The organism is Bowdeniella nasicola, assembly GCF_001907295.1.
GTDB classification, from domain to species: Bacteria; Actinomycetota; Actinomycetes; order Actinomycetales; family Actinomycetaceae; genus Bowdeniella; species Bowdeniella nasicola.
The window spans coordinates 1-24568 of record NZ_MQVR01000037.1 but is presented as its reverse complement, the minus strand read 5'-3'; the positions used below and the strand labels follow the sequence as shown (position 1 = coordinate 24568).

Here is a 24568-nt window from a genome sequence, read left to right as displayed (position 1 = left end):
CCGGGTCGTGGCTTTTCTTCGGTGACACCGTAGTCATTATCGGTGAAACTCCTTCTAGATCAGAGCCTCACACACAAACTTCCTGACACCCTCCGAGGCTGCAGTTATAGCAATGCTTCGTCGTGATCTCGTCGCTGATTCCGGTGTCGCGAGTGCGGAAGGCGTACTGCGTCATGAGGTTGTAGTACTCGGCCGCGTCGAGTGCGGCTTCGTCTGTTTGCTCGGTCAGCGTCTCCGGTGGGGTGGGCCGTTTCCAGGGAGGGAAGAGCTTTGCGAGGTTGGCGTCGGTGACCTCGGAGCCGGGCTCGATATCCTCCGGGCTCAGCGTCGGTGAGGCGCCTTGCGAGGGGGTGCTCGTGCACGATGCGGCGAGAAGCGCGCAGGCGGCGAGCGCAATGTGGCGTCTCATACGGGCCAAATTAACGGCTATGCCCGGAATTTTGCTAGGGGGTGCGGCACATCTGTGGATAACGTGCGCGCGCTGGCGCGCCTGCCCGTGGGTGCTCGCGCGTGCGTGATCGCGCGCGTGCGTGACGTGCGCGCCCGGAATTTACGCGCGCCCGCGCCCGCGCGCGAGCGCTGGCCGCTGCTATCCAGACTTGCCCGCCGGCGTCGCATTCTTCCCAAAGCTCGCATCGACCGGTTTCGCGTCGTCGCGTCGTCGCGATTCACTGTGAGGCACGACGAGACGTCAGCGAAGCGAAAGGAGGCTCCGCATGGACCAGGCAATAGCGATCGACGACGCGGCGCCCCTGACGCCAGCCGCGCTCACCAACGCGATCGACCTCCTCACGCGCGCCGTCACCCAGGGGCTCGCCGTCACGAGCGCGTCCGAACTGCTCGCCGCCAGCCGTGCGAGCGAACGACTCGTGCCACTCGCCCTCGCGCTCCGTTCGGCGCTGCTCGCCGAGGCCGAGGATCAGCGCGCGGGCGAGATCGACGGTCTCAACATGGCCGACGTGATCAGCGAGGAGCGGCGCATTCCCAAGACCGACGCTACTTCGGAGCTGCGTCGGGCATCGGCGCATGCCGCATTCCCGAACGTGCTCGCCGCCGCAGCCGTCGGCCGGATCTCGCAGCCGAACCTCGAAACCGCGGTCAAGACACTCGAACAAATGCAGCCGTTTTATTCCGCCGACGAGTTTCCGGCCGCAGAGGCCGCGCTGCTGAAGGAAGCCGAGGGGACGGTCCCGGCGATTTTCCGCAAGAAGTGCCGCACGAGCCTGAGCCAGCTCGACGAGTCGCTGCGTCGAGCCAACAACGCCGCGACCGCCAAGCGCCGCAAGCAGAGTTTCGATGAGCGCGGCCTCGTCATCACCCTTATCGAGGACGGCGAATTCGGCGCGAACGTCTGGGGCCACATCCCGACCGAGTATCTGCGCAAGCTCAAGCCCGCGCTGGATCGCAAGGCGGAGGCCGACGGTCGGGCGCAGCGACATTCATCGCGCCAGGCCAAGGACCTGCGGGTGCGGATGCTCGACGCACTCTTCACGCTCGTGACCGGGTCTCGCCCGCCCCAGGCAGACGATGTGAACGGCGACGACGCGTCGTCCCCTTGCTCTGATGAGCGCCCCGACCTTTTCTCCGGGCTCGATGCGTCCGAGCCTGCGTCGGGCGGTACAACCGACCCCAACGTCGCCGCTTGTGTCGATGCTGCTGGAAGCGCTTCCGCCACGGACGCCGTCGTCGACGAGTTGTTGGCCGCCCCGGAGCGCACCCGCCACCTATGGGACACCGATGCTGAAGACCTCGGCCGGGACAGGCGCCTAGCCTCCCGCGGACTTCGCGAGCTCCTGACGCTGCGCGATGGCGGTTGTGTCTTCCCGATGTGCACGGATCCACCGGAAGTTTGCATCGCCCACCACATCACGTCATGGGAAGCGGGCGGCCGAACCGATATGCGAAACCTCGCCCTCATCTGCACTCGGCACCACCCGCGCGTCGAGTATCCGCCCGGCGATCCGAACCACTGGACCATCGTGCTCGACGATGCTGGAATACCCGCCGCGCGACCACCGGTGCGATACGACACTGCGCGCCAGCTCATCTACCATCCGCGACTCACGCCGCCGACGTGTGGAATGCCCCTGCCTTCGCAGGTCCAGACCCTAGCAGCGAATTAAAGCCTGAGGCTGGATCCGGTTTTTAGGTTAAACGCGTGCCGCTACGTTAGTTTCGGCGCGTCTTCCCCTCCACTACCGCGCGTCGAGGTACTAACAAGGAGGAACTCCACCATGTCTCAACCGCCGCTCAATCAGCCGAGCGACTCCTACTCGTCGTACTACCCGCCGACGACGAGCGTCACCGATCAGCTCGACGGTGCGACCGACCCCGCAGACCTCACCCGCCCGCTGTACGGCGCGTCGTTCATCACCGCCGTAAAGCGCCTGTTCAAGAACTACGTCAAGTTCACCGGTCGTGCGTCGCGCAGCGAATACTGGTGGGCGCAGCTCGCCTACTTGCTCGCCGTCGCGATCCCGTTGGCGATCGTCATTGCGGGCGCGGTGTCGAACGTGCAGTGGGTGGCCAGCCAGCCCAAGCCGGAGTACAGCTTCGACCCGAACACCGGCCATCAGTTCCTGGTCAATAATCCCGTCGTGCTCGAAAATGCGCCCGGGCTTGGCATGCTCCAGCTAGGTTTTGCGCTCGTGGGACTCGTCGGGCTCGTATTCTTCCTCCCGATGCTGGGGGCCGGCGTCCGTCGCCTGCACGACGCCAACTTTTCCGGTCTGCTCTTCCTGCTCGCGTTGATCCCGGGCCTTGGAGGCCTGGTGCTACTCGTGCTGCTGATTCTGCCGAGCAACCCGGAAGGCCGCCGCTACGACCCGGATTACGTCGCTCGTTACTGACGGCTAAGCAGTGCGCTTTCCGGCTGACCTGGCACCTGACGGCTAAGCCGCGCGCATAGCGAAGCGGCGGGACCGTGGTTGCGTTCGGTCCCGCCGCTTCGAGTTGATTCAGAACTGCGGTGATTGCGGTCGACGGCCCTGCCCTACAGGCGCGCCGTCGCCTCGTCCTCGTTCTGCGTCTGTAGGTCGACTCGTCCATGCCGGACATCGTCGGGTCATAGTCGAGCTCGCGAATCGGGAACATCGACGTCATCCAGTGGTAGAAGCTGTCGCCCCGCTCGCGCAGCTGGTCGTACAGGTCGCGCATCATTTCGTCGCGGACCTCGCGCAGCAGCGGATCGTTGTAGCGGTTCTTCAGCTCGTTCGGATCCCGCTTGAGATCGTAGAACTCGTTGCGCGACTCGGGGTTGATGACGAGCTTGTAGCGGCGGCCGCGCAGTATGCGCTGGGCGACGGGGAAGTGGTGGCCGTGGAACTCGCACAGGATCGTCTCCGGCCACTCGGGCTTCTCCCCGCGCACGATCGGCACGAGGGAGCGGAAGTCAACCGCGGGGGACGTGTCGAGGCCCGCGATGTCGAGGAACGTCGCCGTGAGGTCAAGCAGCGAGACGAACTCGTTGCGCACCTGCGGCTCGCAGCCGGGGATGCGGATGATGCCGCCGGTGCGGTAGATGTCCTCGTACATGGCCGGGCCCTTGTAGTGCAGACGGTGCGAGCCCGTGAACTCGCCGTGGTCGGAGGAGAAGACGACCGCGGCGTTGTCCGTGAGGCCGAACCGCTCGAGCGCGTCGAGGATGCGCTTGAACTCGCGTTCCAACATCGTGACGTAGCCCCAGTAGACGGCGATGAGCTTGCGGGACTGCTCCTCAGTCATCGTGTCGAACGCCCAGTGATCCGAGTAGTTCTGCTGAATCGTCGGCTTGTCGGCGAAGTTCTCCGCGATCGATTCCGGCAGCTCGATGTCGTCGGGATCGGACACGTCGAAGTACTCGTCGGGGATGACATACGGCAGGTGCGGGCCGGCGTAGGAGGAGGCGAGGAAGAAGGGCTTGGTGCCGTTCTTGTAGTCCTCGGCGTAGCGCTCAAGCATCTCGCTCGTGCGGGTCGCGAGATGGTGCTCGAACGTCGCCTCGACGGGCTGCTGCAGGCGCGCGGCGAGCAGGTTATGACATCGGCTTCATGTTGGCGATGGACGTTCATGCAACTTCTTTCTTGAGTCTGCGCTTCACAGTAGATGGGGGACTTTTTGCTGTGTAAATACTGCAAAAAGGCATGCCAAATGTTGGTAAGGTCACATCTAGTGTCGCAGGGGTGGGGTGGCGGAGTTGCGTTAGTGAGCGCGGCGCAGGCGCAGGGAATTGAGGACGACCATGACCGACGAGCACGCCATGGCGGCGCCCGCGATCATCGGGTTGAGGAGGCCTGCGACGGCGAGGGGGATCGCGAGGACGTTATAGAAGAACGCCCAGAACAGGTTTTGTTTGATGATGCGCAAGGTGGCGCGGGCGATCCGGATCGCGAGCGGGGCGGCGAGCGGGTCGGAGCGCATGAGGGTGATGTCCGCGGCTTCGATCGCGACGTCGGTGCCCGACCCCATGGCCATGCTGAGGCCCTTGACGCCCGCCTGGGCGAGGGCGGCCGCGTCGTTCACACCGTCGCCGACCATGGCCGTGAACTTGCCGGTCTCTTGCAGGGCGGCGATGACGTCGCGCTTGTCCGCGGGCAGGACGCCGGCGTGGACGCGGTCGATGCCGACCTGGCGGGCGACGGCCTGCGCGGGTTCTTCCGCGTCGCCCGTGAGCAGGACGGAGTCGATGCCGAGGGCGGCCAGCTCGTCGACCGCCTGGCGGGCGGTGCTGCGCAGGGGGGCGGCGACGGCGATGGCGCCGATGGCGCGGTTCGCGGCGGCGACCCAGACGATCGTGGCGCCGGTGAGCTCGTCGGGCAGATCGAGGGCGGCGACGTCGGGCACGTCAATCCCGTCCTGGGCGAGGAAATCACGCTTGCCGACGGTGATGCGCTCGCCGTCGACGGTGGCGCTGACGCCCAGGCCCGCGGAGGTGGTGAAATCGCTGGCGACGGGCAGGCGCAGACTGGCTTCGGCGGCGGCTGCCGTGATCGCGCGGGCGATCGGATGCTCGGAGGAGGCCTCGACCGTGGCCGCGAGGGCGAGGACGGATTTCCTCGCAAGGAGCTGTTGCTCGGGACCGGAGGCTTGCGCGTCGCCGGCTGTCTGGTCGGGAGCGACGGCCTGCGTGTCGGCGGTTGGCTCGGCGGCGGCTGCTGCCCGAGTGGAGGTGGTCTGCTCGTCGTCGGTCGTGATGGGGGCTGCCTCGAGCGCGACGACCTTGCGCACCGCCATCGTCTCTTCGGTCAGCGTCCCCGTTTTGTCCCACACGAGCGTGTCGATCGTGCGCGTCGACTCGAGGATTTCGGGGCCCTTGATGACGACACCGAGGCGCGCCGCGCGGCCCGTGCCGACGAGCAGCGCTGTCGGGGTCGCAAGTCCCAGCGCGCACGGACACGCGATGACAAGGACCGCGACCGCGGCGGTGAACGCGGGGGTGAGCGCGCCGCCGATGAGCCACCAGAGGAGGAACGTTAGCAGCGAGATGCCGATGACGATGGGGACGAACACGGCCGAGATGCGGTCGGCCAGGCGCTGGATCGGTGCCTTCTTCGCCTGCGCGTCGGTCACCATCGCGGCGATATGCGCGACGAGGGTGTCGCCGCCGACCTTCTCCGCCTCGACGACGAGCGCGCCGGACGTCGCGATCGTGCCCGCGGTGACGGCGTCGCCCGCGCTCACGTCGACCGGTTCGATCTCGCCCGTCACCATCGCGGCGTCGACGGCACATTCGCCCTCGATGACGCGGCCGTCGACGGGGATTTTCTCGCCGGGGCGTACGAGGACGATATCGCCTACGCGCAGCTGGTTTGCCGGGACGTGGGCCTCGCTGCGGGTGCCGTCGTCGGCGATCGTCAAACGCGTCGCGTCCTTGGCACCGAGACTCAGCAGTTCGCGCAGGGCGGCGGTGGCGCGGTGGCGGGAGCGGGATTCGGCCCAGCGGCCTGCGAGGAGGAACGTCGTGACCATCGCGCCGGCCTCGAAATAGAGCTCCGGCATCGTGCCGTGGTGGCCGGCGTCGCGCGGCAGCAGGCTCATGTCCATCGTCATGCCGAGTTCGCCCGCGCCGCCGAACAGCAGCGCCCACAGCGACCAGGCCGTTGCGGCCGTAATGCCGAGGGAGACGAGCGTGTCCATCGTCGACGTGAGGTGTCGGGCGGCGCGGGCGGCCGCCGAGTGGAACGGCCATGCGCCCCACGTGACGACGGGCAGCGCGAGTGCCGCGATCACCCACTGCCAGCCGGTGAACTGCAAGGCGGGCACCATCGAGATGACCATGACCGGCAGGCCGAGGGCGAGGGAGACGAAGAAGCGGGGACGCAGGTCCGCGGCGCGCTCCTCGGATGGGTCGGACGTGTCGAACTCGTCGCTCTCGGGCGTCTTGATCGTCGCGCCGTAGCCGGCGGCGGCCACGCGGTTGACGAGGTCGTCGTCGGTGATGTCCGACGTGACGGTAACGTGCGCGGATTCGGTCGCGAGATTAACGCTCGCCGACACGCCCGGCAGCTTATTGAGCTTCTTTTCCACCCGGGCGACACAGCTGGCACAGGTCATGCCAGTCACCGCGAGATCGACGCTGCGCGCCGTAGCGGTCTCGTTGGAGGTGTCGGGAGTCGTTCCCGCCGACATTAGAGGTCCCGTTCGATCGCGACGAGCTCGTAGTCGCCCGCCTCATCGATGGCCTCGCGCAGGTCTTCGTCGTCGACAGGGGCCGACACGTAGGCCGTGACCTTCGACGTGTCCTGCGCGTTGAGGGTGACGACGACGTTATCGACCTTGTCCAGGGCCTCAAGCTCGTCAGTGACGTGCTGGGCGCAGTTGCCGCAGGTCATGCCGTTGATTTTCAGGACGATGGTGCGGTCGAAGGCGGTCATGAATGCTCCTCACGAACAACGAGTGCCGAACTGTTATCCAGTATAGGTGGCGCGGGCGCGCACGGCGCTGCGATTCTTCTGCTGGCGGAGCGCTCGCAGCGGGCGTGCGGCAGGTACGCGGTGGGCGTGTGGCAGGCCCGAGCGGAAGGCTCGCGAGCGGTAATTACTCGCCGGGCTGATCGTCGGCTTGATCGCCGTCGAGCTTGGCGCGCAGCCAGCTCGGGATGTTCTCCTTCGTGCGCGGGAAGCGCTGAAGCTCGGCCTGCCAGACGTCGGGCGGGAATTCGCGCGTCAGGCGCGGCTCGTTGTCGTAGTCGAGCGAGATTTGGAACTGGCCGTTCGGGGTGATGGCCAAGAACGCCGAGAACCAGGCGCCGCGGTCCGGCTTGGCCGTCGCCATCCGGAGCTTGACGAGCAGCGGCGCGACGCCTTCGACCGTCTCCGGCAGCGGGTGCACGTCGTCCTCACCGAAGATCGCCTGCGAGGCGACCTGCAGATTGGAGTCGACGCACATGCCCATCATCTCGATGCGCGTGGCCTCGCGCGGGGCGGCCTTCGCGACCTCGGCGATGATGTCGCGGTAGATCTCCTGGAGGTCGTCGCTCACGAGCGGGTCGTTCGGGTCGGAGGCCTTGATCGTCACCTGCGGATCGCCGGTTTCCTTGGCTTCGTCGCTCGCGCCACCGAGCCAGGCGTTCGGCTCGCGGGCGGCGCTCGCACTCGATTCCGCGTCGGCCTGGGCCTCGACGAGAGTGGACGAAGCGAGATCTTCCTCGCGCGCCCACGCATTGGCGACGCGCTGCGTCGGCTCGATCTCTTCGAGGTCCGCCCACGGGATCGTCGCCTCCCACACGCCCGGCTCGATGAAGTCGAAGCCGGCGTTCTGGTTCGCGCCGTAGTCCAGCACGAGGGAGGAAATGCGGGCGAGGTCGCCGTCGTCGGCAGAGAACCGCTCCACGACCCGCACCGGCAGACCGTGCCAGGTCGCCTTGACGTGCGACTCGAACAGGACGTCGAGGTCGTCGAGTGCGACGACCTTCGCCCACATGCCGGATTCGGTCTCCTGGAAGTCCTCGTCCTCCGGCTTGCTCATCGTCGCGAGCGTCACCGAGACGACGTCGCCACCTTCGCCGTAGTCGGGCTCAGCCGCATAGGCGATACCGTCGACGACGCCGACGCGACCCGCGATGATCGTCGGCGGAATCGCGTGGAACGTGTCGTTCTCGTCGTGCCAGCCGAAGGCGGGACCGTTATAGGTGCCGACGAGCGCCGGCTGGTCCTCGTCCTTGCTGAAACGCCACAGGCGCGCGCCCGCGGGCAGGCGCGTGTGCTCCAGCCACAGCAGCGGCGTCGACACGTCGCCGACGCTGACCTCGCCGCCCGTCGGCAGCGGGAACATTTCGCTCATCGCCTCCGGGTTCGCGCGCACCAGCGGCGTCGCCTGTGGGGACGGGAAATGCAAGGTGTGGATGGGTTCGTCGGCGAGGAAAGGGCTCTGCGCAAACTCGAGGTGGTGCAGCGCGCGCAGGTCCGCATCGGAGATGAGCGAGGACACGTCGGCGGCATTCACTACCCAACCGGAGACACGGTCAAAACCGTGCTCGAGGTAGGCCTGGACCATGCCGGGGGTGACGGCTTTTTGCAGCATCATGATGAGGGAGTGCTTTCCGTTGCGTGGCGGGATTTCAGTCGCATGGCGACCCATAAGACGATGAGCAGGACGACGAGGCCGGCGACGACATAGGTGAGGACGCCGACGTATTTTTCTACGAGGTGCCAGTTCTCGCCGAGGTAGTACCCGGCGAGGATCAGCGCGGTATTCCACAGGAGCGAGCCGAGGGCCGTCAGACCCATAAACGTCAGCATCGGCATCCGGGTGACGCCCGCGGGGATGGAGATCAACGAGCGGAAGATCGGGATCTGGCGGCCGAAAAACACGGTGTAGGTGCCGTGCTTATCGAAAAATTTTTCCGTCTTATCGACGTCGGAAATCTTGACCAAGGGGAGCGCGCCCATGATTTTGCGGGTGCGCTCGCGCCCGAGGGCGGCACCGACGCCATAGAGGGCGAGTGCGCCGACGAGCGAGCCGACCGTCGCCCACACGAGGACGGTGATGAGTGAAAACGAGCCGCGCGAGGCCGTAAAGCCAGCCAGCGGCAAGATGATCTCCGACGGGATGGGCGGGAAGAGGTTCTCCGCCGCGACGAGGACCGCGACGCCGAAGGAACCGAGCGCCTCCATGACAGAGACGGTCCAGGCGGCGATCCCGGACAGCTGCGGTTCGCCGGCTGCCATCGGCAGGGGGGTCACAAGTGCAATCACGGAGCTTACGTTACCTGCGGGGGCGTCGAGTGTCTCCCACGGGGTCACTCGGTGCGGGCGGTGAGCTCGGCGAGGGGCGGGACGAGGGAGTCGAGCTCGCCGACGAGTCGATCGGCATAACCCGTGTACGTCGCGGGCGTGAGGGCCGCGAGGCGGGCTTCGACATCGGCGGGCATCCCGAGGGAGGAGATGAACTCGCGCATGGCCTGTGCGTCGACGCGACGGCCGCGCGTGAGCTCCTTGAGCCGCTCGTAGGGGTCCTCCATGCCGGTCGCGCCCGCGATCGCGGCGGCGCGCATCGCCTGTTGGACGGCCTCGCCGAGGACTTCCCAGGCGCCATCGAGGTCTGCGGCCATCGGCTCCGGGTCGACGTCGAGCCCCGCGAGCCCGCGGGTCATGTTGTCGATCGCGAGCAGCGAGTGGCCGAACGCGGGGGCGACGTTGCGCTGCGTCGTCGAGTCGGTGAGGTCGCGCTGGAGACGGGAGGTCACGAGGGTCGCGGCGAGCGCATCGAGCAGCGCGCACGAGATTTCCATGTTGGCTTCGGCGTTTTCGAAGCGGATCGGGTTGACCTTATGCGGCATCGTCGACGAACCCGTCGAGCCTTGCGCGGCAAGGTTCTGGCGGAAGTAGCCGAGGGAAATATACGTCCACACGTCGGTGGCGAAGTTGTGGGCGATGCGGTTGAAGCGGGCGATGTCGGCGTAGAGCTCGGCCTGCCAGTCGTGCGCTTCGATCTGGGTCGTCAGCGGCGTGAACGTCAGTCCCAGGTGCTCGACGAATGCGCGGGCAATCGTCGGCCAATCCGCTTCGGGGACCGAGATCGCATGCGCGCCGTAGGTGCCGGTCGCGCCGTTGATCTTGCCGAGGTATTCGGCGCTCGCGATCCGGCGCAGCTGGCGGGTGAGGCGGTAGGCCGTCACCGCGAGCTCCTTGCCGAGCGTCACCGGGGTGGCGGGCTGGCCGTGCGTGCGCGCGAGCATCGGAACCGAGCGGGCCTCATGGGCGAGATCGGCGATGTCCGTCACGAGACGATGCGCGGCGGGCAGCCACGTACACGTCACCGCGTCCTTAATGATCAGCGCATAGGCGAGGTTGTTGATGTCCTCGGACGTGCAGAAGATATGGACGATCTCCCCGACGCGCGGCAGGACCGTATCCTCGCCCAGGGCGTCGGGGGCCGCGGCGAGGCGGCGCTTCAAGAAGTATTCGACGGCCTTGACGTCGTGCCGCGTCTCGGCCTCGATCTCGGCCAGATCGGCGATCTCCTCGGCCCCGAAATCCTCGATGATCTGACGCAGGTAGGCGATCTCGGCGTCGGAAAACGTCGGCGCGCCCGGCAGCACCTCATGCGTCGTGAGATGGATCAGCCATTCGACCTCGACGTGGATGCGTGCCCGGTTCAGGGCCGCCTCCGACAGGGAATCGACGAGCGGAGCGACGACGGAGCGATACCGGCCGTCGAGCGGGGTGAGAGCGATGGCAGGACTAAGCGACGACAAATCATGGGCCATAAGCACCATTGTGCCGTCTTTGCGACACTATCCGGACGTTGCGCGTCTCACTACCGGGCATGCTTTCAATCTCGTTACCGGTTCGTTATCGTTGGAGCTGTCCGAAAGTTAGGTCATTTTCAACGGCGAAGGAGCCACGTTGAGTGATAATGAGTCCGGGGATTTCTCCGGCAGACCCAGTCACGGTGCCGCACCCGTCGACACCACCCATCCAGAGTCGACTGAACACCAGTCAAAAGGAACGCTAACGTTCCTGCCGCTGCTTGCCCTCGTTGTGGGCTCCATGATCGGTGGCGGCATCTTCAACCTGTCTCGCGACGTCGCGGAGACGACGGCACCCGGCCCCGCCATGATCGGCTGGTTCATCACCGCTGTCGGTATGTGCTGCCTCGCCCTGTGCTTCCAGACCCTCGCCAACAGACGACCGGACCTTGATGCCGGTGTCTACGCCTACGCTCGAGCCCTCTTTGGCCGACTCGTAGGCTTTCTTTCTTCGTGGGGCTACTGGTTCTCCGCGTGGGTGGGCAACATTGCCTACTTCGTCCTGCTGTTTGGCACGCTGAGCCTGTGGTTTAAGGGCTTTGGCTCCGGCACGACGTGGACCGCGATCATCGCCGCCTCCGTCCTGCTGTGGGCGCTGCACCTGCTCGTCATCCGTGGCGTGCGTCAGGCCGCCATCGTGAACACGATCTCGACGATCGCCAAGCTCGTCCCGATCTTCCTGTTCATCGTCATCATGATCTTCGCGTTCAACTTCGAACTGTTCACCGGTGACTTCTGGGGTACCGAGTCCGGCCTGGGCTCGATCTTCTCCCAGACACGCGGCATGATGCTCGTGACCGTGTGGGTTTTCATCGGTATTGAAGGCGCCTCGATCTACTCGGCACGTGCCAAGCACCGTCGCGACGTGGGTAAGGCGACCGTCGTCGGCTTCATCCTCGTTCTCGTCCTGCTCATGTTGGTCAACCTGCTCTCGCACGGTGTGCTGCAGCAGGCGCAGATTTCCGGCATGGCTGAGCCGGCCATGGCTGGCATCCTCGAGTCAGTGATCGGCCGCCCCGGCACGATCATCGTCTCCGTCGGCCTCGTCATCTCGCTGTTCGGTGCGCTGCTCGCCTGGATCCTCATCCCCGTCGAGATCATGCAGGTTGCTGGTGAAGACGGCACGATGCCGAAGGTATTCGGCAAGCTCAACGAGCAAGGCTCGCCGTCGGCCGCCCTCTGGCTGACCAGCGTCTGCATGCAGGTCACCCTGATCCTCACCGGCTTCATGGGTGAAGGCGTCTACAAGTCCATGATCAGCCTGGCCTCCGCGCTGATCCTCGTTCCCTACCTCCTGTCCGCGCTGTATGCCACCTACCTGGCATTCACGAAGTCCACCTACGAAAACGATCCGTCCTCGCGCAGCAGAGATCTCGTCCTTGGCGTTATTGCCTCGATCTACGGTGTCTGGCTGCTCTACGGGGCGGGTCTCAACTACCTCCTTCTTGCCGCGTTGCTGTACGCGCCGGGCCTGATCATTCATGCCTGGGCACGCCGTGAGCGTGGCGAGAAGGTCTTTAACAGCACCGCCGAAATGGTCCTAGCAGGGTTGCTAGTGGTCGCGGCGATCGTTGCCGGCGTCATGCTCAGCACGGGTGCTATCGAGCTCTAAATCCAAACGTCATACGAAAGGAATGATGTGACAATGACGTACCACGTCGACTCAGAGGTCGGGAGACTGGAGCAGGTCATCCTGCACCGGCCCGGCAAGGAACTCGCCCGCCTGACCCCCACCAACAAGGACAAGCTACTTTTCGACGACATCGTCTGGGTTAAGGAAGCCCAGCGCGAGCACGACGCTTTCGCGCAGTTGCTGCGTGACGAAGGCATCGAGGTGCTCTACTTCCAGGATCTGTTGCAGGAATCCCTCGACATTCCGGAAGCTCGCGCCCACGTGCTCGACCACGTCATCGACGAGCGTCGCTACGGCCTGGCCGCCACGGATGCCCTGCGTAACTACGCTGACCGCCTGGAGTCCGACAAGCTCGCCGAGATGATCGTCGGCGGTGTCACCAAGCAGGAAATCATGAAGGAGGTCGGAGACCCGAAGTCGGTCGTCTTCGACATGCTCGGCCCGGACGACTTCGCCCTGCCGCCGCTCCCGAACCACCTGTTCACCCGTGACACCTCCTGCTGGGTTTACGACGGTGTCGCCATCAACTCCATGACGATGGATGCCCGTCGTCCGGAGACCGTGAACTTCGAAGCCATCTACAAGTGGCACCCGAAGTTCGCCGATGCCGAGTTCAACCGCTGGAGCCTCGGCAACGACGAAGGCCCCGCCTCGATCGAGGGCGGCGACGTCCTCGTCATCGGCAAGGGCAAGGTCCTCATCGGCATGTCCCAGCGCACCACCCCACAGGGTGTGGAGCGCCTGGCCCGCCAGCTGTTCGACGCTGGCCGCGCCGACGAGATCGTCGCCCTGCACATGCCGAGCGAGCGCGCCCTCATGCACCTGGACACCGTCATGACGATGATGGACGAAGAGTCCTTCACCGCCTACGGCAACCTCGGCATGCTGGCCTCTAACACGATCCGCCCGGGATCGTCGTCGGGCAAGCTCGACGTCACCTACAACTCGCCGGACAAGATGTTCGAAACCATCGCCTCCGCTCTCGGCCTGCCCGAGGTCCGCGTTCTCACCACGCCGCAGGACTCCCTGGCCGCCGAGCGCGAGCAGTGGGACGACGGCTGCAACTTCCTCACGATCCGCCCCGGCGTCGTCGTGGGTTACGAGCGCAACGTCGCGACCAACGATTACCTGCGTAGCCAGGGCATCGAGGTCCTCGCTGTCGAAGGTAGCGAACTCGGCCGTGGCCGTGGTGGCCCGCGCTGCATGTCCTGCCCGACCATCCGCGGCGGTATCTAACCGACGCTCACTCCGAACGCCCGGCGGCGCCCCACGGTTCCGCCGGGCTTCGGCCACCAATCAGGGGGAAAATACGCGCACGCGTGTCATCGCGGCCCTAGGAGCCGCCGCACTCGCACTGTCGGGGTGCACGTCGTCGACGAATCCGGTCCAACTCGCCGAGGCGGCTCCGACGACGGCTATCGCACGCTGAAACTGCTGCCGACGTATCGGGACCGCGACGGAATGCCGACTGCACTAACTCGCGAGAATTGGGACGACGTGCGTCACGCGATCGCGAACGCCGGTGGCGAGTCGAAGGTCGGCGTCGCGCTCGCACAGTTCTTTGACCTGTACGAAAACGACAACCCGCTGCCGTAGCGGCGTCGTCCGAGTCGTAACGTCGTCGTGCTAGGCGGAGCAGCGTCACGCTACGCGTAACGAGCGGCGACGGCGACCGTCTGCGGCCCGTAGGACCCGCCAAACAGCACCGCGTGGACTAACAGCATGTGCAGCTGGTGAAGGCCGATGCGCTCCTCCCAGCCGTCGTCGAGCCGAGAAACCGACTGGTAGCCCGCCATCGTGTCGCGCAGGTGCGAAGAGCCGAACAGGTGCAGGGCACCGAGGTCGGTCTCGGCGTGCGCGCCGTGTGCGACGGGGTCGATGAGGACCGCCTCCGGGCGCCACATCACGTTGCCGCCCCACAGGTCGCCGTGGGTGCGCGCGGCCGCGACGCCGCGCTCCCGGCACAGCGACGGCAGCGCCGAATCATGGTCTCCCGCCGCGATCCGCCGCATTGCCGCCTCGAGCTTCGCCGCCCCCGACGAGGAGATCGAGCCGCGGTCAACCGCATCGCGCACGTATGGCGCCATGCGGTGCTCGGCATAAAACTCGCCCCAGCTCAGACCCGGCCCCGGCATCGAAATCTGCACGTGCGCATAGCTCGCGTCGGCGCCGACTCCGGGCGGTGGCGCCCCAAAATAGGACGCGCCCGCCGCGTGCGTGCGCGCGAGGCGCTGCCCAAACTCGTAGGCATCCGCCGCCGACGGCGACGCCGACGGGATATACGCCGTCGTGAGGTAACCCGCGTCGGGATCCGCGCCCGTGAGTTGCGCCGTCGCGACGCCACCGTCGTCCGCCGTCTCGCCCAGCCAGCGCAGCGACGCTGCTTCTGTCGCGATTGAGAGGGCACTTCCCGTTTTCCGAAAATCGGCCATGGCTTCAGTCTAGGAACTGCCGTATTTTGTGCGAGAAATATGGGATTCTTGGCCCATGGCACTCACCGTCGTCTGCGCCCCCGATAGCTTCAAAGAGTCCCTCACCGCGCGCGAGGCGGGCGAGGCGATGGCCCGCGGCGTCACGCGGGTCGTGCCCGGTGCGGCGGTAAGCGTCGTGCCGATGGCCGACGGCGGCGAGGGCACCGTGCACGCGGTGTGCGATGCGCTCGGCGGAGAGCTCATCGAGACCGACGTGACGGGCCCGCTCGGCTCGCGCGTGCGCGCGCACTACGCGCGCGCGGGGGAGCTCGCCGTCATCGAATCGGCGCAGGCGTGCGGCCTCGACCTCATCGACCCGGCAGACCGCGACGCGATGGTCGCAACGACGCGCGGCGTTGGCGAAATCATCGCCCACGCGATTGACGGCGGCGCAAAGAGGATCCTCATCGGCCTGGGTGGGTCCGCGACGACCGACGGGGGAGCGGGGCTGCTGCAGGGCCTGGGTGCGCGCATCACGACGCGCGATGGCTCCCCGATCGGACCCGGCGGCGTGGGCCTGCGCGATGTTGCCGCGGTCGAGCTGCCTGATCTCGGTGACGTGACGTTGCGGGTGGCGTGCGACGTCGACAATCCGCTGACCGGCGAGCACGGCGCGGCGGCCGTCTTCGGGCCGCAAAAGGGCGCGACGCCGGAGCAGGTCGCCGAGCTGGACGAGCTCCTGGCCGACTTTGCCGCGCTCATCGACGACGCGTGCCCCACCACGCCCGGCGCGGGCGCTGCCGGCGGGATGGGCTTCGCGCTCCTCGCACTCGGGGCTTCACTCGAGCCTGGCGTCGAGATTATCGCCGAGGCGGTGCACCTCCTAGAAAAGTTTTCCGGCGCCGACCTCGTCATCACCGGCGAGGGCCGCATCGACGCCCAGACGCTGCACGGCAAGACGCCCGCGGGCGTCGCGAAGGTCGCCCGGGCCGCCGGGGCCGCAGTGCTCGTCTGCGCCGGTGACGTCTGCGATGAAGATGCGCTTGCCGAGCTTTTCGACGGCATCATCCCGATCACGTCCCGCCCGTGCACGACGGAAGAGGCGATGGCGGCGGCCGCCGATAATCTCGAGGCCGCTGTCGCGCGCGCGATGCGCCTCATCCAGCTGACTCTCTAACTGCCCCCGCTTCAGGCGCCAGGGTCACCGAACACCGTCGGGAGTCGGTAGTAGGCCACCCCACCCTTGCTGGCGTCGTCCACAGCGCATCCTCACCACCCGCGTCATTCACGACCCTCGCATCTCCCTGCCACGGCCGCCTTGCGTCCGCCTACCTTCGACTCAACGGTTCTCACCCCGAGATTTGGAGGACGCCATGTTCAACCCGTTTTCCGTCGACGCCCACCTCGCCAAAGCGGAAGCTAACCTCGCCACGGTGATCGCGACGCTCGAAAACTCCTACCCGGAGCAGTGGGTTGGCTCCGACGCGCTCGCTTACCGCGATAACGTCACCGACACGATTGCGGCCGCCCGCTCGCTGACGAGCCGGATCGGATACCTCCGAGCGCGGGTGGCATCATGAGCGGCAACAACTCCGGCGCCATCGTCCACGTCACGGGCGCAAGCCAAAGCGTCGATACCACTCACCTGAAAGACCTCGCCGCCCGCCTCGTGGCCGCGGGAACTTTCACCGGCTTTGCCGGCGGCAACATCGCGTCCGCGCTCCTGGCCGCGCCGCTCGAACTCATCGACGGGTTCGAGCACGCTGCCGACGTCACGAACGATCTTGTCCTGCTGTTGCGCGGCACCCATTCGATCGGGACCCTCGCCGCCGACCTCATCCGGCTCACCAGGGCCCTCACCCAGTCCATCGCCCTGTACCTCGAGGCCGAGCAGACGGCCGAGCGCCAGCTCGCCAGCGCTGCCCCGGGCATGCTCTCCACGTTCATCCCCCTGAAATGGCGTGTCGGAGGCATTCTGGGCACGGGCGCCCTGGCCTTCGGCGGGGCGAAGCTGGGCGTCGTCCCCCAAGGTTCGGCGACGCAGTGGGGCACCCGCACCATCGCCGAGCTGATGGACCCGACGCCGCTCTCCGGGCGGTATCTCAGCTCCGACGGCCCCGCCTCGGCCTACGAGCTCACTCCCGTCCAGCGAGCCGCCATCTTCCTTATGCGCTCGATCGGCGTCGATCGCGCCGACGGCGAAATCGACCTCACGGAACTGCCGCCCACCGCCTTCGACATCGGCGGCGCCGACCCGAACTCGATCCCGCCCGACTTCGACGCCATCGTCATCGGCGGTCGCCTCCCCGAAAAAACCGTCACAGGTATGGGTGAGGCCCTCGGCTACGGCCCGCTCAGCGCCGGCATGCTATTCGCCGGCTTCGCGGCGCTGCACTTCCCCTCCTCTAACCGCGGCGTCTCCCAATACCTCGGCACCGGCATGCACCTGTTAAACAAGAAGGGCGCTGACCGCCAAGAACAGGTCATCAGGATTGACAAGATCACCAAGCCCGACGGGACCGTCCAGCATCTCGTCTTTATCCCCGGAACCACCGCGGGTAGTGATCTGTTCTCGAAAAACCCGGCCAATCACGACGCGAACGTCAACCTCGTCGGCGGCATTTCGGCCGACGCCTCCCGCGCGATCATCGAGGCCATGGATGCGGCGGGTATCAAGCCGGGGGATAACGTCGCCCTGTTCGGCCACTCGCAGGGCGGCATCATCGCCCAAAACTTCGCGGCGAACGAGGAATTTACGGAGATCTACAACGTGAACCTCGTCGTCACCGTCGGCGCCCCAACGGCCGGCAAGATCGTCGACGAGTCGATCCCGGTCCTGCACATCGAGGAGGTCGACGATCCTATCCCGGGCCTCGACGGCGCCGCGAACCGCTCACGCGCCAACCAGGTGACGGCAACGTTCGCCACGTCACCGCTCACCGATGATTCCGGCTGGACGCACGGTATGAACACCTACGAAAAGGGCCTCGAGCTCGTCATGAACTCAGCGAATCCTGAACTGGTCAGCATGACGCACACGATCAAAGACACGCTCGGCTTTCACTCCGGCGCGAGCGTCTCGAGCCGCGAGTTCTCCGCGGTGCGGACCATCAGTCAGCCGGAGATGCTCGATCAGATCGTCGACAATGCACTCCTCGGACGGGCCTACGACGGCACCATCGGACGCGTCCCGATCCTGCGCGAAATCTGGCCCGGCCCGATGCCGCAGCCCGTGATCAACGGCGCGTCTCTAAGCGCTCAGGTAGGAGGAAGTTAACGGCCCACACCGCAAGCGCGATGATGATGCCGCCGAAGAACGCCGACGCAAATCCGTCGACGGTCAGCGCGAACTCGGTGTGCGAGGAAATCCAGCCCGTGAGCATGAGCATCAGCGCGTTCACGACGAGCGAGAACAAACCGAGCGTCAAAATGTAAAGCGGGAGCGACAAGATCTTGACGATCGGTCGCACAAACATGTTGACGAGCGTGAAGAACAGCGCGACCACCAGCAAAGCCAGGAGCTTTTGGCCAATCGAATACGTCGGCGCCAGCTCAATTCCGGACACCACGACGCTGGCCAGCCAGATAGCAAACGCGGAGACAACCAGGCGGACCACAAAACTCATGGCCCCATCGTGTCATAGTTGTTTTATGTCGAGCGAGAAAAAACGCGGGGCCTATATCCGCCCCGATATCGAATCCCTGCCCGCATACGTCCCGGGTGCCCGCCCGCCGGCGGGGGTCACCATGACGAAGTTGTCTTCCAACGAAAACCCGGCCGAACCGGCACCCGCGGTCGTTGAAACCATCCATCGGGTGGCCGAACAGATCAATCGGTACCCGGATATGAACGTCACCGACCTGACCGAGACCGTCGCGGCCCACTATGGAGTCGAGCCCGCAAACGTCGCCCTCGGAAACGGTTCGGTCGCGTTGCTGTCGCACGCGTTGACGGCCCTCGCGATCATGGGCGACGAGGTCGTCTACCCGTGGCGTTCCTTCGAGGCCTACCCGATCATCGCGCAGGCCGCCGGCGCCACGTCGGTCCGCATCCCGCTGCTCGAGGACTTCTCCCACGACCTCGACGCGATGGCCGCGGCCGTCACCGATAAGACACGCGCGGTCATCGTCTGTAACCCGAACAACCCGACCGGCAACGTCATCGACCGCGACACGCTCATGGCGTTCATCGACAAGGTCCCGCCGACGGTCGCGGTTTTCGTTGACGAGGCCTACCAGGAGTACGTCGCCGATGCGCGTTACGCGTTCGATCTGGCGGACCTGCCGCGCTATCCGAACGTGCTCGTCTTCCGCACGTTCTCCAAGGCGTACGGGCTCGCGGGGCTGCGCGTCGGCTACTGCTTTGGCGATGCGCGCCTGATTTCGGCCGTGCGCACCACCTCGACGCCGTTCGGCGTCAACGCCATCGCGCAGGCCGCGGCCATGACAGCGCTGGCGGAGCAGGACGTTATGACTTCGCAGGTCGAAGAAGCCAACGCGGAGCGCGAGCGCGTCGTTGCGAAGCTGCGCGCCGACGGCTGGGACATCCCACAGACCGTCGCGAACTTCTTCTACCTGCCGATCGGCGAGGATGCGGCGCAGTTGGCTGCAGACGGCGTCGCCGAAGGCGTCCTCATCCGCGGGTATCCGGGCGATGGCGTGCGCGTCACCGTCGGCAACCGCGCCGAAAACGATCGCCTCGTGGAGTTCCTGGGCGGCTACGCGCCTAACTCGTCAACACGGCGATAGCCATAAGGGCGGACAGCCCGATCTCGACCAGGCCGATGTGCATGGGACGGATCGGGCGGCCCACACGACGCTGCCACGCCGGCATCGCGATCGCGCGCGCGAGGGCGATGCCGGCGGCGGCCAGCAGCAGGATGCGCGAGAGCGTCCCCGGCCAGGCGCCAATTGCGGCGACAAGTATTGCGCCGAGGAGCGCGAGGGCATGATAGGTAATCGATCCGGCCCAAAACCGCGGGTTATTGCGCTCACGAATGAGCGATTTGACGTGCGGGATCGTGCCGAGGAAATAGATCGTGAGGGCCGCGCACGCGCGCCACGCCCAGGCGAGGGCGTCCCCGTCGGGCATGAGTGTGCCGCCGTCGGGCGTGAGTATCCCGCCATCGGGCCTGAGCGTACCCAGCGGGTCGAAGGCGATGCCGGCGAGCAGCGATGCCGGCCGGTGCGCAGCGTCGAACGCCACCATCGTCATGAGGCACGCCGCGGTAATCGTCGCGACGTCGTTTAAGAGCGAGCGCTCCTTGCGGTTGGCGATGCACCACGCCGAGATCGCCGCGAGTGGCGCGAAGTAGGCCACCCACCCGATAAGCCACGGCGCCGCCACGAGCAGCACGACGAGCAGCGGCGCGGTGATGAGCGCATACGTCTTGACCGGCGGCCAGTAGCGCGGCTTGCGGCGGGACTTCAGCCATAGCGAGGCCGCGTGGAAGAGGAAGTAGCCGACCCACCAGGCGGCGAGCAGCAGCAGGTGCCGCCAGTGCGCCCCACCGATGACGATGCCGACGAGCGGCGGGATCGTAATCATGGCCCACGCGCCGTGCTGGTCGGGGATCCACCCGGGGCTGCGCCGTTTCTTCCGCGACATATTTACATTGTATGCCGGAGAAAAGCGTCGCGAGTTTCTCTGTAGGTTTGCCACAACCAGGTCGTAGGCATCCGTAACTTACGATTGCGTAGGTTAGGAGGTTGGCATGACGCTCACCCACGCGATCGCGGACCAGGATCTCACTGCGCTTCCGGCGACATTGCTGGATCATCACGGCGATTGGCACGAACACCCAGAACTCGACAAGCTCGCCGACCGGTCGGAAAAGTTTTTGTCGACGGCCTACCGGCACATGGTGCGCACCCGTGCATTCGACGACGAGGCGACGAGCCTGCAGCGCCAGGGCGAGCTCGCCCTCTGGCCGCCGTGCCAGGGGCAAGAAGGCATCCAGGTCGGCTCCGCGCTCGCGACGCCGCGCGAGGATTTCGTCGTCCCCTCCTACCGGGAGCATGGCGTTGCCGACGTGCGCGGCCTCGCGCTCGAAAAGCTCATCGGGGTTTTCCGTGGCGTCCACCACGGCGGCTGGGACTCGGCCAGCCACAACTTCCACATCTACACGTTCGTCATCGCGGCGCACTTGCCGCATGCCGTCGGGCGCGCGATGGCGCTGCAGCAGGATCGCCGGCGCGTCCTCGCGACCGACGCCCGCTCCGTCGTGACGTATTTCGGCGACGGTTCGACGTCGCAGGGCGATGCGAATGAAGCCCTCGTCTTCGCCGCGAGCGCAAAGGCGCCCGTCGTCTTCATCTGCCAGAACAACGGCTGGGCGATTTCCGTCCCGACGGCCGTGCAGTCCGTCGTGCCGATCGTGCAGCGTCCGGGCGGGTTCGGCATTCCCGCGCTGCGCGTCGACGGCAACGACCCGGTCGCGTCGTTCGCGGCGACGAAACTCGCGCTCGAGCACGTGCATTCCGGCCGCGGCCCGTTCTTCATCGAGGCCGTCACCTACCGCATGGGCGCGCACACGACGAGCGACGATCCGACGCGCTACCGCACGGACGCCGAGGAGTCCTACTGGGCCGAGCGCTGCCCGATTGCGCGCACCGAAAAGGCGCTGCGCCGCCACTACGGGGTGGGCGATGAGTTCTTCGCCGACGTGGCCGCTGACGCCGACGCGCTGCGCCGCCGCGTGCGCGAGTACACGCGCTCGCTCAGCGCGGGCGACGTCGAGCAGATGTTCGACCATGTCTACGCCTCCGACCACCTGCAGGTCGAGGCCGATCGTCGTACCTGGCGCGCCGACGGCGCCGCGATCGACGCCCTCGCGAAGGAGGCCGGCCGATGACCGCTCTGGCAAGCGCCACCCCCACGACGCGCGAGAGCCTGCCGATGGCCAAAGCGATCACCGCCGCGATGCGTGACGCGATGGCCGCCGACGACACCGTCATCGTCTCCGGCGAGGACGTCGGCCAACTTGGCGGCGTCTTCCGCGTCACCGCGGGCCTGCTCGATGAGTTCGGCGCCGACCGCGTGCGCGACACGCCGCTTGCCGAATCCGGCATCGTCGGCACCGCGATCGGCATGGCGATGGGCGGCTACCGCCCCGTCGTCGAGATCCAGTTCGACGGTTTCGTCTTCCCGGCGTTCAACCAGATCACGACGCAGCTCGCGAAGCTGCGCTACCGCTCCGGCGGAAACCTTACGCTCCCGCTCGTCATCCGAATCCCCTACGGCGGCGGCGTCGGCGCCGTCGAGCACCACGGCGAGAGCCCGGAAACCTATTTCGCGCACACGCCCGGCCTACGCGTCGTCACCCCCGCCGACGCGGCCGACGCCTACACGCTGTTGCGCGCGGCGATCGCGAGCGAGGACCCGGTCATCTACTTCGAGCCGAAATCGCGCTATTGGGTCAAGGGCGAGGTGGCGCGCGGCGGCGAGTTCCGCGCGGATTCCGTCGCCGACGAGCTTTCTGCCGCCCACATCGAGCGCGACGGCAGCGATATTTCGCTCATCGGCTATGGCCCGACGGTCGCGACGCTGCATGAGGTCTCCGGCCAGCTCGCGGGCGAGGGCGTCAGCGCGCAGGTCATGAACCTGCGCAGCCTTAACCCAATCGACATGCCGACGCTCGTCGCGGCGGTGTCGGGCACGGGCCGCGCTGTGATCGCGCATGAGGCGCCGACGGTCCTCGGGCCGGGCACGGAGATCGCGGCCGAGCTCGCCCACGAGTGCTTCTACTCGCTAGAGGCGCCGATCGCGCGCGTCGGCGGCGCGTTCACGCCGTATCCCGCGGCCGCATTCGAGCACGAATACCTGCCGAACGCCGAGCGCATCCGCCTGGCCGTCCGCCGCACGATGGAGCACTGATGAGACGCGAATTCCTACTGCCCGACCCGGGCGAGGGCCTGACCGAAGCGACGATCACCGCGTGGCGCGTGGCCGTCGGCGATGAGATCGCGACGAACGACCCGATCGTCGAGATCGAGACGGCGAAGTCTGCCGTCGAGTTGCCGAGCCCGTTCGACGGGCGGGTGCTGGAACTGCTCGTCGCGGAAGGCTCCGAGGTCGCGGTTGGGACGCCGATCCTCGCGGTAGACGTCGCAGGTGAAGGCGCCGACGCAGCACGCCCCGACGACGTCTCGAGCGCCGCCGAAGCCTCCTGGGAGGACGAGGGCGGCGCGATGCTCGTCGGCTACGGCGCGAAGGGCGCGGGCCACCGCGCGACGCGCTCCGCCGCGCCGCAGCCCAGCGCTGCCGCAAAGCCCGCCGGATCGCGGGTGCTCGCCAAGCCCCCGGTGCGCAAACTCGCGAAAGACCTCGGCGTCGACCTCACGACGGTTGAAGCGACCGGGCCCGGCGGCATCATCACGCGCGAAGACGTCACGCTCGCCGCGAGCGAGCAGGAGGCCGAAACCCTCGCGTCCTACCCGGGTGACGAGCCGTGGCTCGTCGGCGGCCGCGTCGACCGCGAAGGCCGCGAAACCCGCGTCCCCGTGCGCTCCGTGCGTCGCCGCACCGCCGAGGCCATGGTCGCCTCCGCGTTCACGGCCCCGCACGTCACCGTGTTCCAGACCGTCGACGTCACGAACACGATGCGCCTCGTCGCCGACCTGCGGGCGTCCCGAGAGTTTAAGGACCTGCGCGTCACGCCGCTCGTCATGGTGATGAAAGCACTCATCATGGCTGTGCGCGAACACCCGCAGATCAACGCCTCGTGGGATGAGGACGCGCAGGAGATCGTCTACAAGCACTACGTCAACCTCGGGATCGCGGCCTCCACGCCGCGCGGGCTCGTCGTCCCCAACATCAAGGACGCACACCGCATGACGCTGCCCGAGCTCGCCGAGCAGCTCACCTCGCTCACGGCGCGCGCCCGCGCGGGCGAGACGAGCCTTGCCGAGATGAGCCAGGGCACGATTACGATCACGAACGTCGGCGTCTTCGGCATCGACACCGGCACGCCCATTTTGAACCCGGGCGAGGCGGCGATTCTCGCTTTCGGTGCCGTGAAGAAGCAGCCGTGGGTGCACGACGGCGAGATCGCGATCCGCGACGTCGCGACGCTCGCGCTGAGCTTCGACCACCGGCTGGTCGACGGCGAGCTAGGCTCCCGGGTCCTCGCGGAGGTCGCGGCGCTACTGCAAAACCCCGCCCGCGCGTTCATTCGCTGATCTCAAACAATTGTCGTCCTGTAAATGTACAGCACGGGGAGTCTTTTGCTGATAAGTTCGGTGTAGCGCGATGGAGCGCCAATCACTAGAACAATCTAGGAGACACCATGTCATACGCCAAATTAGGGGGGCGGGACTGGCTGCGCTAGCCTTGTTTCTCGGATCAACCGTGCCCGCCGCGGCATCGGGTGACCACGCGAGTCGAGATGAAATCCTCGCTGGACTCACCGCAGCGGTGCACAAGCTAGAAGAACCAACGGCGATGCGGTCCGTGGGCCCGGCGTCTACGCGCGCTTTCCGGCTCCGTGACTCCCTTGACTGCATCAGCGTTGACGAGCAGTATTTCTGCCCGTTCCAAGGTTGGTACAGCGAGCCCCTGAACATCCAGGATCGGCTGCGGGAAGCCGACAACGATGAAGGGGATCTTGGTTTCGGAGAGTTGATCCAACAGCTAGAGTCCCTTCCCCTCGATGAGCAAAAGGCTGCATTGGCGGAGGAGTTGAACGACGCCAAAGCTTCGGCTGGCAAGGTGCTGCTGGACGGAGCGGCCCTGGAGGGAATCGGAAGTCTCGAGCGCCTATCTGGTGCATTCCCTGAGATTTCTCCGGCAGAAAT

Annotated in this window: 22 protein-coding genes and 1 pseudogene; 13 read left to right on the top strand and 10 right to left on the bottom strand. The window is 66.5% G+C overall.

Translation table 11 applies throughout. The features are described 5' to 3' along the window. Window positions 1-67 precede the first annotated feature (67 nt). On the bottom strand, window positions 68-409 hold the full coding sequence (locus BSZ39_RS07330) for a DUF6318 family protein (protein ID WP_073716713.1): 342 nt from the start codon (window positions 407-409) through the stop codon (window positions 68-70). A 307-nt stretch (window positions 410-716) separates the two neighbouring features. Here BSZ39_RS07330 and BSZ39_RS07325 point away from each other — a divergent pair, with 307 nt between their 5' ends. Next, window positions 717-2123 carry an HNH endonuclease signature motif containing protein gene (locus tag BSZ39_RS07325; protein WP_073716712.1) on the top strand — a complete coding sequence of 469 codons (1407 nt, stop codon included), beginning with the start codon at window positions 717-719 and terminating at the stop codon, window positions 2121-2123. 111 nt (window positions 2124-2234) lie between these two features. After that, window positions 2235-2849 carry a DUF805 domain-containing protein gene (locus tag BSZ39_RS14595; protein WP_083603045.1) on the top strand — a complete coding sequence of 205 codons (615 nt, stop codon included), beginning with the start codon at window positions 2235-2237 and terminating at the stop codon, window positions 2847-2849. Window positions 2850-3198: 349 nt separating this feature from the next. Here BSZ39_RS14595 and BSZ39_RS15025 read toward each other — a convergent pair. From BSZ39_RS15025 to purB, 6 genes and pseudogenes are all read right to left on the bottom strand, one after another. Continuing rightward, window positions 3199-3939: pseudogene (locus BSZ39_RS15025) on the bottom strand (sulfatase-like hydrolase/transferase); the annotation flags it as partial. A 240-nt stretch (window positions 3940-4179) separates the two neighbouring features. Beyond that, entirely contained in the window at window positions 4180-6606 is a 2427-nt protein-coding gene (locus BSZ39_RS07310) for a heavy metal translocating P-type ATPase (protein WP_073716710.1), read from the bottom strand. Further along, window positions 6606-6851 (bottom strand): heavy-metal-associated domain-containing protein, encoded by a 246-nt coding sequence (locus BSZ39_RS07305; RefSeq protein WP_073716709.1) that lies wholly within the window; start codon window positions 6849-6851, stop codon window positions 6606-6608. The genes BSZ39_RS07310 and BSZ39_RS07305 overlap by 1 nt, the downstream gene beginning before the upstream one ends. A 163-nt stretch (window positions 6852-7014) precedes the next feature. Then, window positions 7015-8502 carry a hypothetical protein gene (locus BSZ39_RS07300; protein ID WP_073716708.1) on the bottom strand — a complete coding sequence of 496 codons (1488 nt, stop codon included), beginning with the start codon at window positions 8500-8502 and terminating at the stop codon, window positions 7015-7017. Then, complete coding sequence (locus tag BSZ39_RS07295; protein WP_245792452.1) at window positions 8499-9173, bottom strand: DedA family protein; 675 nt, start codon at window positions 9171-9173, stop codon at window positions 8499-8501. The genes BSZ39_RS07300 and BSZ39_RS07295 overlap by 4 nt, the downstream gene beginning before the upstream one ends. A gap of 44 nt (window positions 9174-9217) precedes the next feature. Beyond that, window positions 9218-10687: an adenylosuccinate lyase gene (gene purB, locus BSZ39_RS07290; RefSeq protein WP_143180421.1), complete on the bottom strand. Its 1470-nt coding sequence runs from the start codon at window positions 10685-10687 to the stop codon at window positions 9218-9220. Window positions 10688-10826: 139 nt separating this feature from the next. Between purB and BSZ39_RS07285 the strand changes: the two genes are divergently transcribed. The 3 genes from BSZ39_RS07285 to BSZ39_RS07275 all read left to right on the top strand — a co-directional run bounded on the left by BSZ39_RS07285 (window position 10827) and on the right by BSZ39_RS07275 (window position 13958). Continuing rightward, on the top strand, window positions 10827-12341 hold the full coding sequence (locus BSZ39_RS07285) for a basic amino acid/polyamine antiporter (protein ID WP_083603042.1): 1515 nt from the start codon (window positions 10827-10829) through the stop codon (window positions 12339-12341). A 33-nt stretch (window positions 12342-12374) separates the two neighbouring features. Next, on the top strand, window positions 12375-13598 hold the full coding sequence (locus tag BSZ39_RS07280; protein ID WP_073716705.1) for an arginine deiminase: 1224 nt from the start codon (window positions 12375-12377) through the stop codon (window positions 13596-13598). Window positions 13599-13724: 126 nt separating this feature from the next. Then, window positions 13725-13958 (top strand): hypothetical protein, encoded by a 234-nt coding sequence (locus tag BSZ39_RS07275; RefSeq protein ID WP_073716704.1) that lies wholly within the window; start codon window positions 13725-13727, stop codon window positions 13956-13958. 50 nt (window positions 13959-14008) lie between these two features. Here BSZ39_RS07275 and BSZ39_RS07270 read toward each other — a convergent pair whose 3' ends face one another. After that, window positions 14009-14794 carry a fructosamine kinase family protein gene (locus BSZ39_RS07270; protein ID WP_073716703.1) on the bottom strand — a complete coding sequence of 262 codons (786 nt, stop codon included), beginning with the start codon at window positions 14792-14794 and terminating at the stop codon, window positions 14009-14011. Window positions 14795-14849: 55 nt separating this feature from the next. Between BSZ39_RS07270 and BSZ39_RS07265 the strand changes: the two genes are divergently transcribed. From BSZ39_RS07265 to BSZ39_RS07255, 3 genes are all read left to right on the top strand, one after another. Beyond that, window positions 14850-15950 (top strand): glycerate kinase, encoded by a 1101-nt coding sequence (locus BSZ39_RS07265; RefSeq protein ID WP_073716702.1) that lies wholly within the window; start codon window positions 14850-14852, stop codon window positions 15948-15950. A gap of 196 nt (window positions 15951-16146) precedes the next feature. Continuing rightward, on the top strand, window positions 16147-16353 hold the full coding sequence (locus tag BSZ39_RS07260; protein ID WP_073716701.1) for a hypothetical protein: 207 nt from the start codon (window positions 16147-16149) through the stop codon (window positions 16351-16353). After that, the gene (locus tag BSZ39_RS07255) at window positions 16350-18050 is read left to right on the top strand and encodes a lipase family protein (protein WP_073716700.1); all 1701 of its coding nucleotides are present in this window, start codon (window positions 16350-16352) and stop codon (window positions 18048-18050) included. Before BSZ39_RS07260 ends, BSZ39_RS07255 begins: the two co-directional genes overlap by 4 nt. Here BSZ39_RS07255 and BSZ39_RS07250 read toward each other — a convergent pair. Continuing rightward, the gene (locus BSZ39_RS07250; RefSeq protein ID WP_073716699.1) at window positions 18010-18399 is read right to left on the bottom strand and encodes a phage holin family protein; all 390 of its coding nucleotides are present in this window, start codon (window positions 18397-18399) and stop codon (window positions 18010-18012) included. The genes BSZ39_RS07255 and BSZ39_RS07250 overlap by 41 nt on opposite strands. Window positions 18400-18424: 25 nt before the next feature. On the opposite strand from BSZ39_RS07250, the gene hisC reads away from it, so the two are divergent. Next, a complete protein-coding gene (hisC, locus tag BSZ39_RS07245) occupies window positions 18425-19522 on the top strand; it encodes a histidinol-phosphate transaminase (protein WP_073716698.1) in 1098 nt (365 codons plus the stop codon). Here hisC and BSZ39_RS07240 read toward each other — a convergent pair. Further along, the gene (locus BSZ39_RS07240; RefSeq protein WP_073716697.1) at window positions 19500-20381 is read right to left on the bottom strand and encodes a YwiC-like family protein; all 882 of its coding nucleotides are present in this window, start codon (window positions 20379-20381) and stop codon (window positions 19500-19502) included. The genes hisC and BSZ39_RS07240 overlap by 23 nt on opposite strands. A 106-nt stretch (window positions 20382-20487) precedes the next feature. Here BSZ39_RS07240 and BSZ39_RS07235 point away from each other — a divergent pair, with 106 nt between their 5' ends. The 4 genes from BSZ39_RS07235 to BSZ39_RS07220 form a co-directional block, all read left to right on the top strand. Continuing rightward, the gene (locus BSZ39_RS07235; protein WP_083603039.1) at window positions 20488-21627 is read left to right on the top strand and encodes a thiamine pyrophosphate-dependent enzyme; all 1140 of its coding nucleotides are present in this window, start codon (window positions 20488-20490) and stop codon (window positions 21625-21627) included. Beyond that, entirely contained in the window at window positions 21624-22649 is a 1026-nt protein-coding gene (locus BSZ39_RS07230; RefSeq protein WP_073716696.1) for an alpha-ketoacid dehydrogenase subunit beta, read from the top strand. The genes BSZ39_RS07235 and BSZ39_RS07230 overlap by 4 nt, the downstream gene beginning before the upstream one ends. Continuing rightward, window positions 22649-23953: a dihydrolipoamide acetyltransferase family protein gene (locus BSZ39_RS07225; RefSeq protein ID WP_073716695.1), complete on the top strand. Its 1305-nt coding sequence runs from the start codon at window positions 22649-22651 to the stop codon at window positions 23951-23953. The genes BSZ39_RS07230 and BSZ39_RS07225 overlap by 1 nt, the downstream gene beginning before the upstream one ends. A gap of 169 nt (window positions 23954-24122) precedes the next feature. Beyond that, window positions 24123-24568 (top strand): hypothetical protein (locus tag BSZ39_RS07220; RefSeq protein WP_143180420.1); only part of this gene is annotated, 446 nt, incomplete at its 3' end.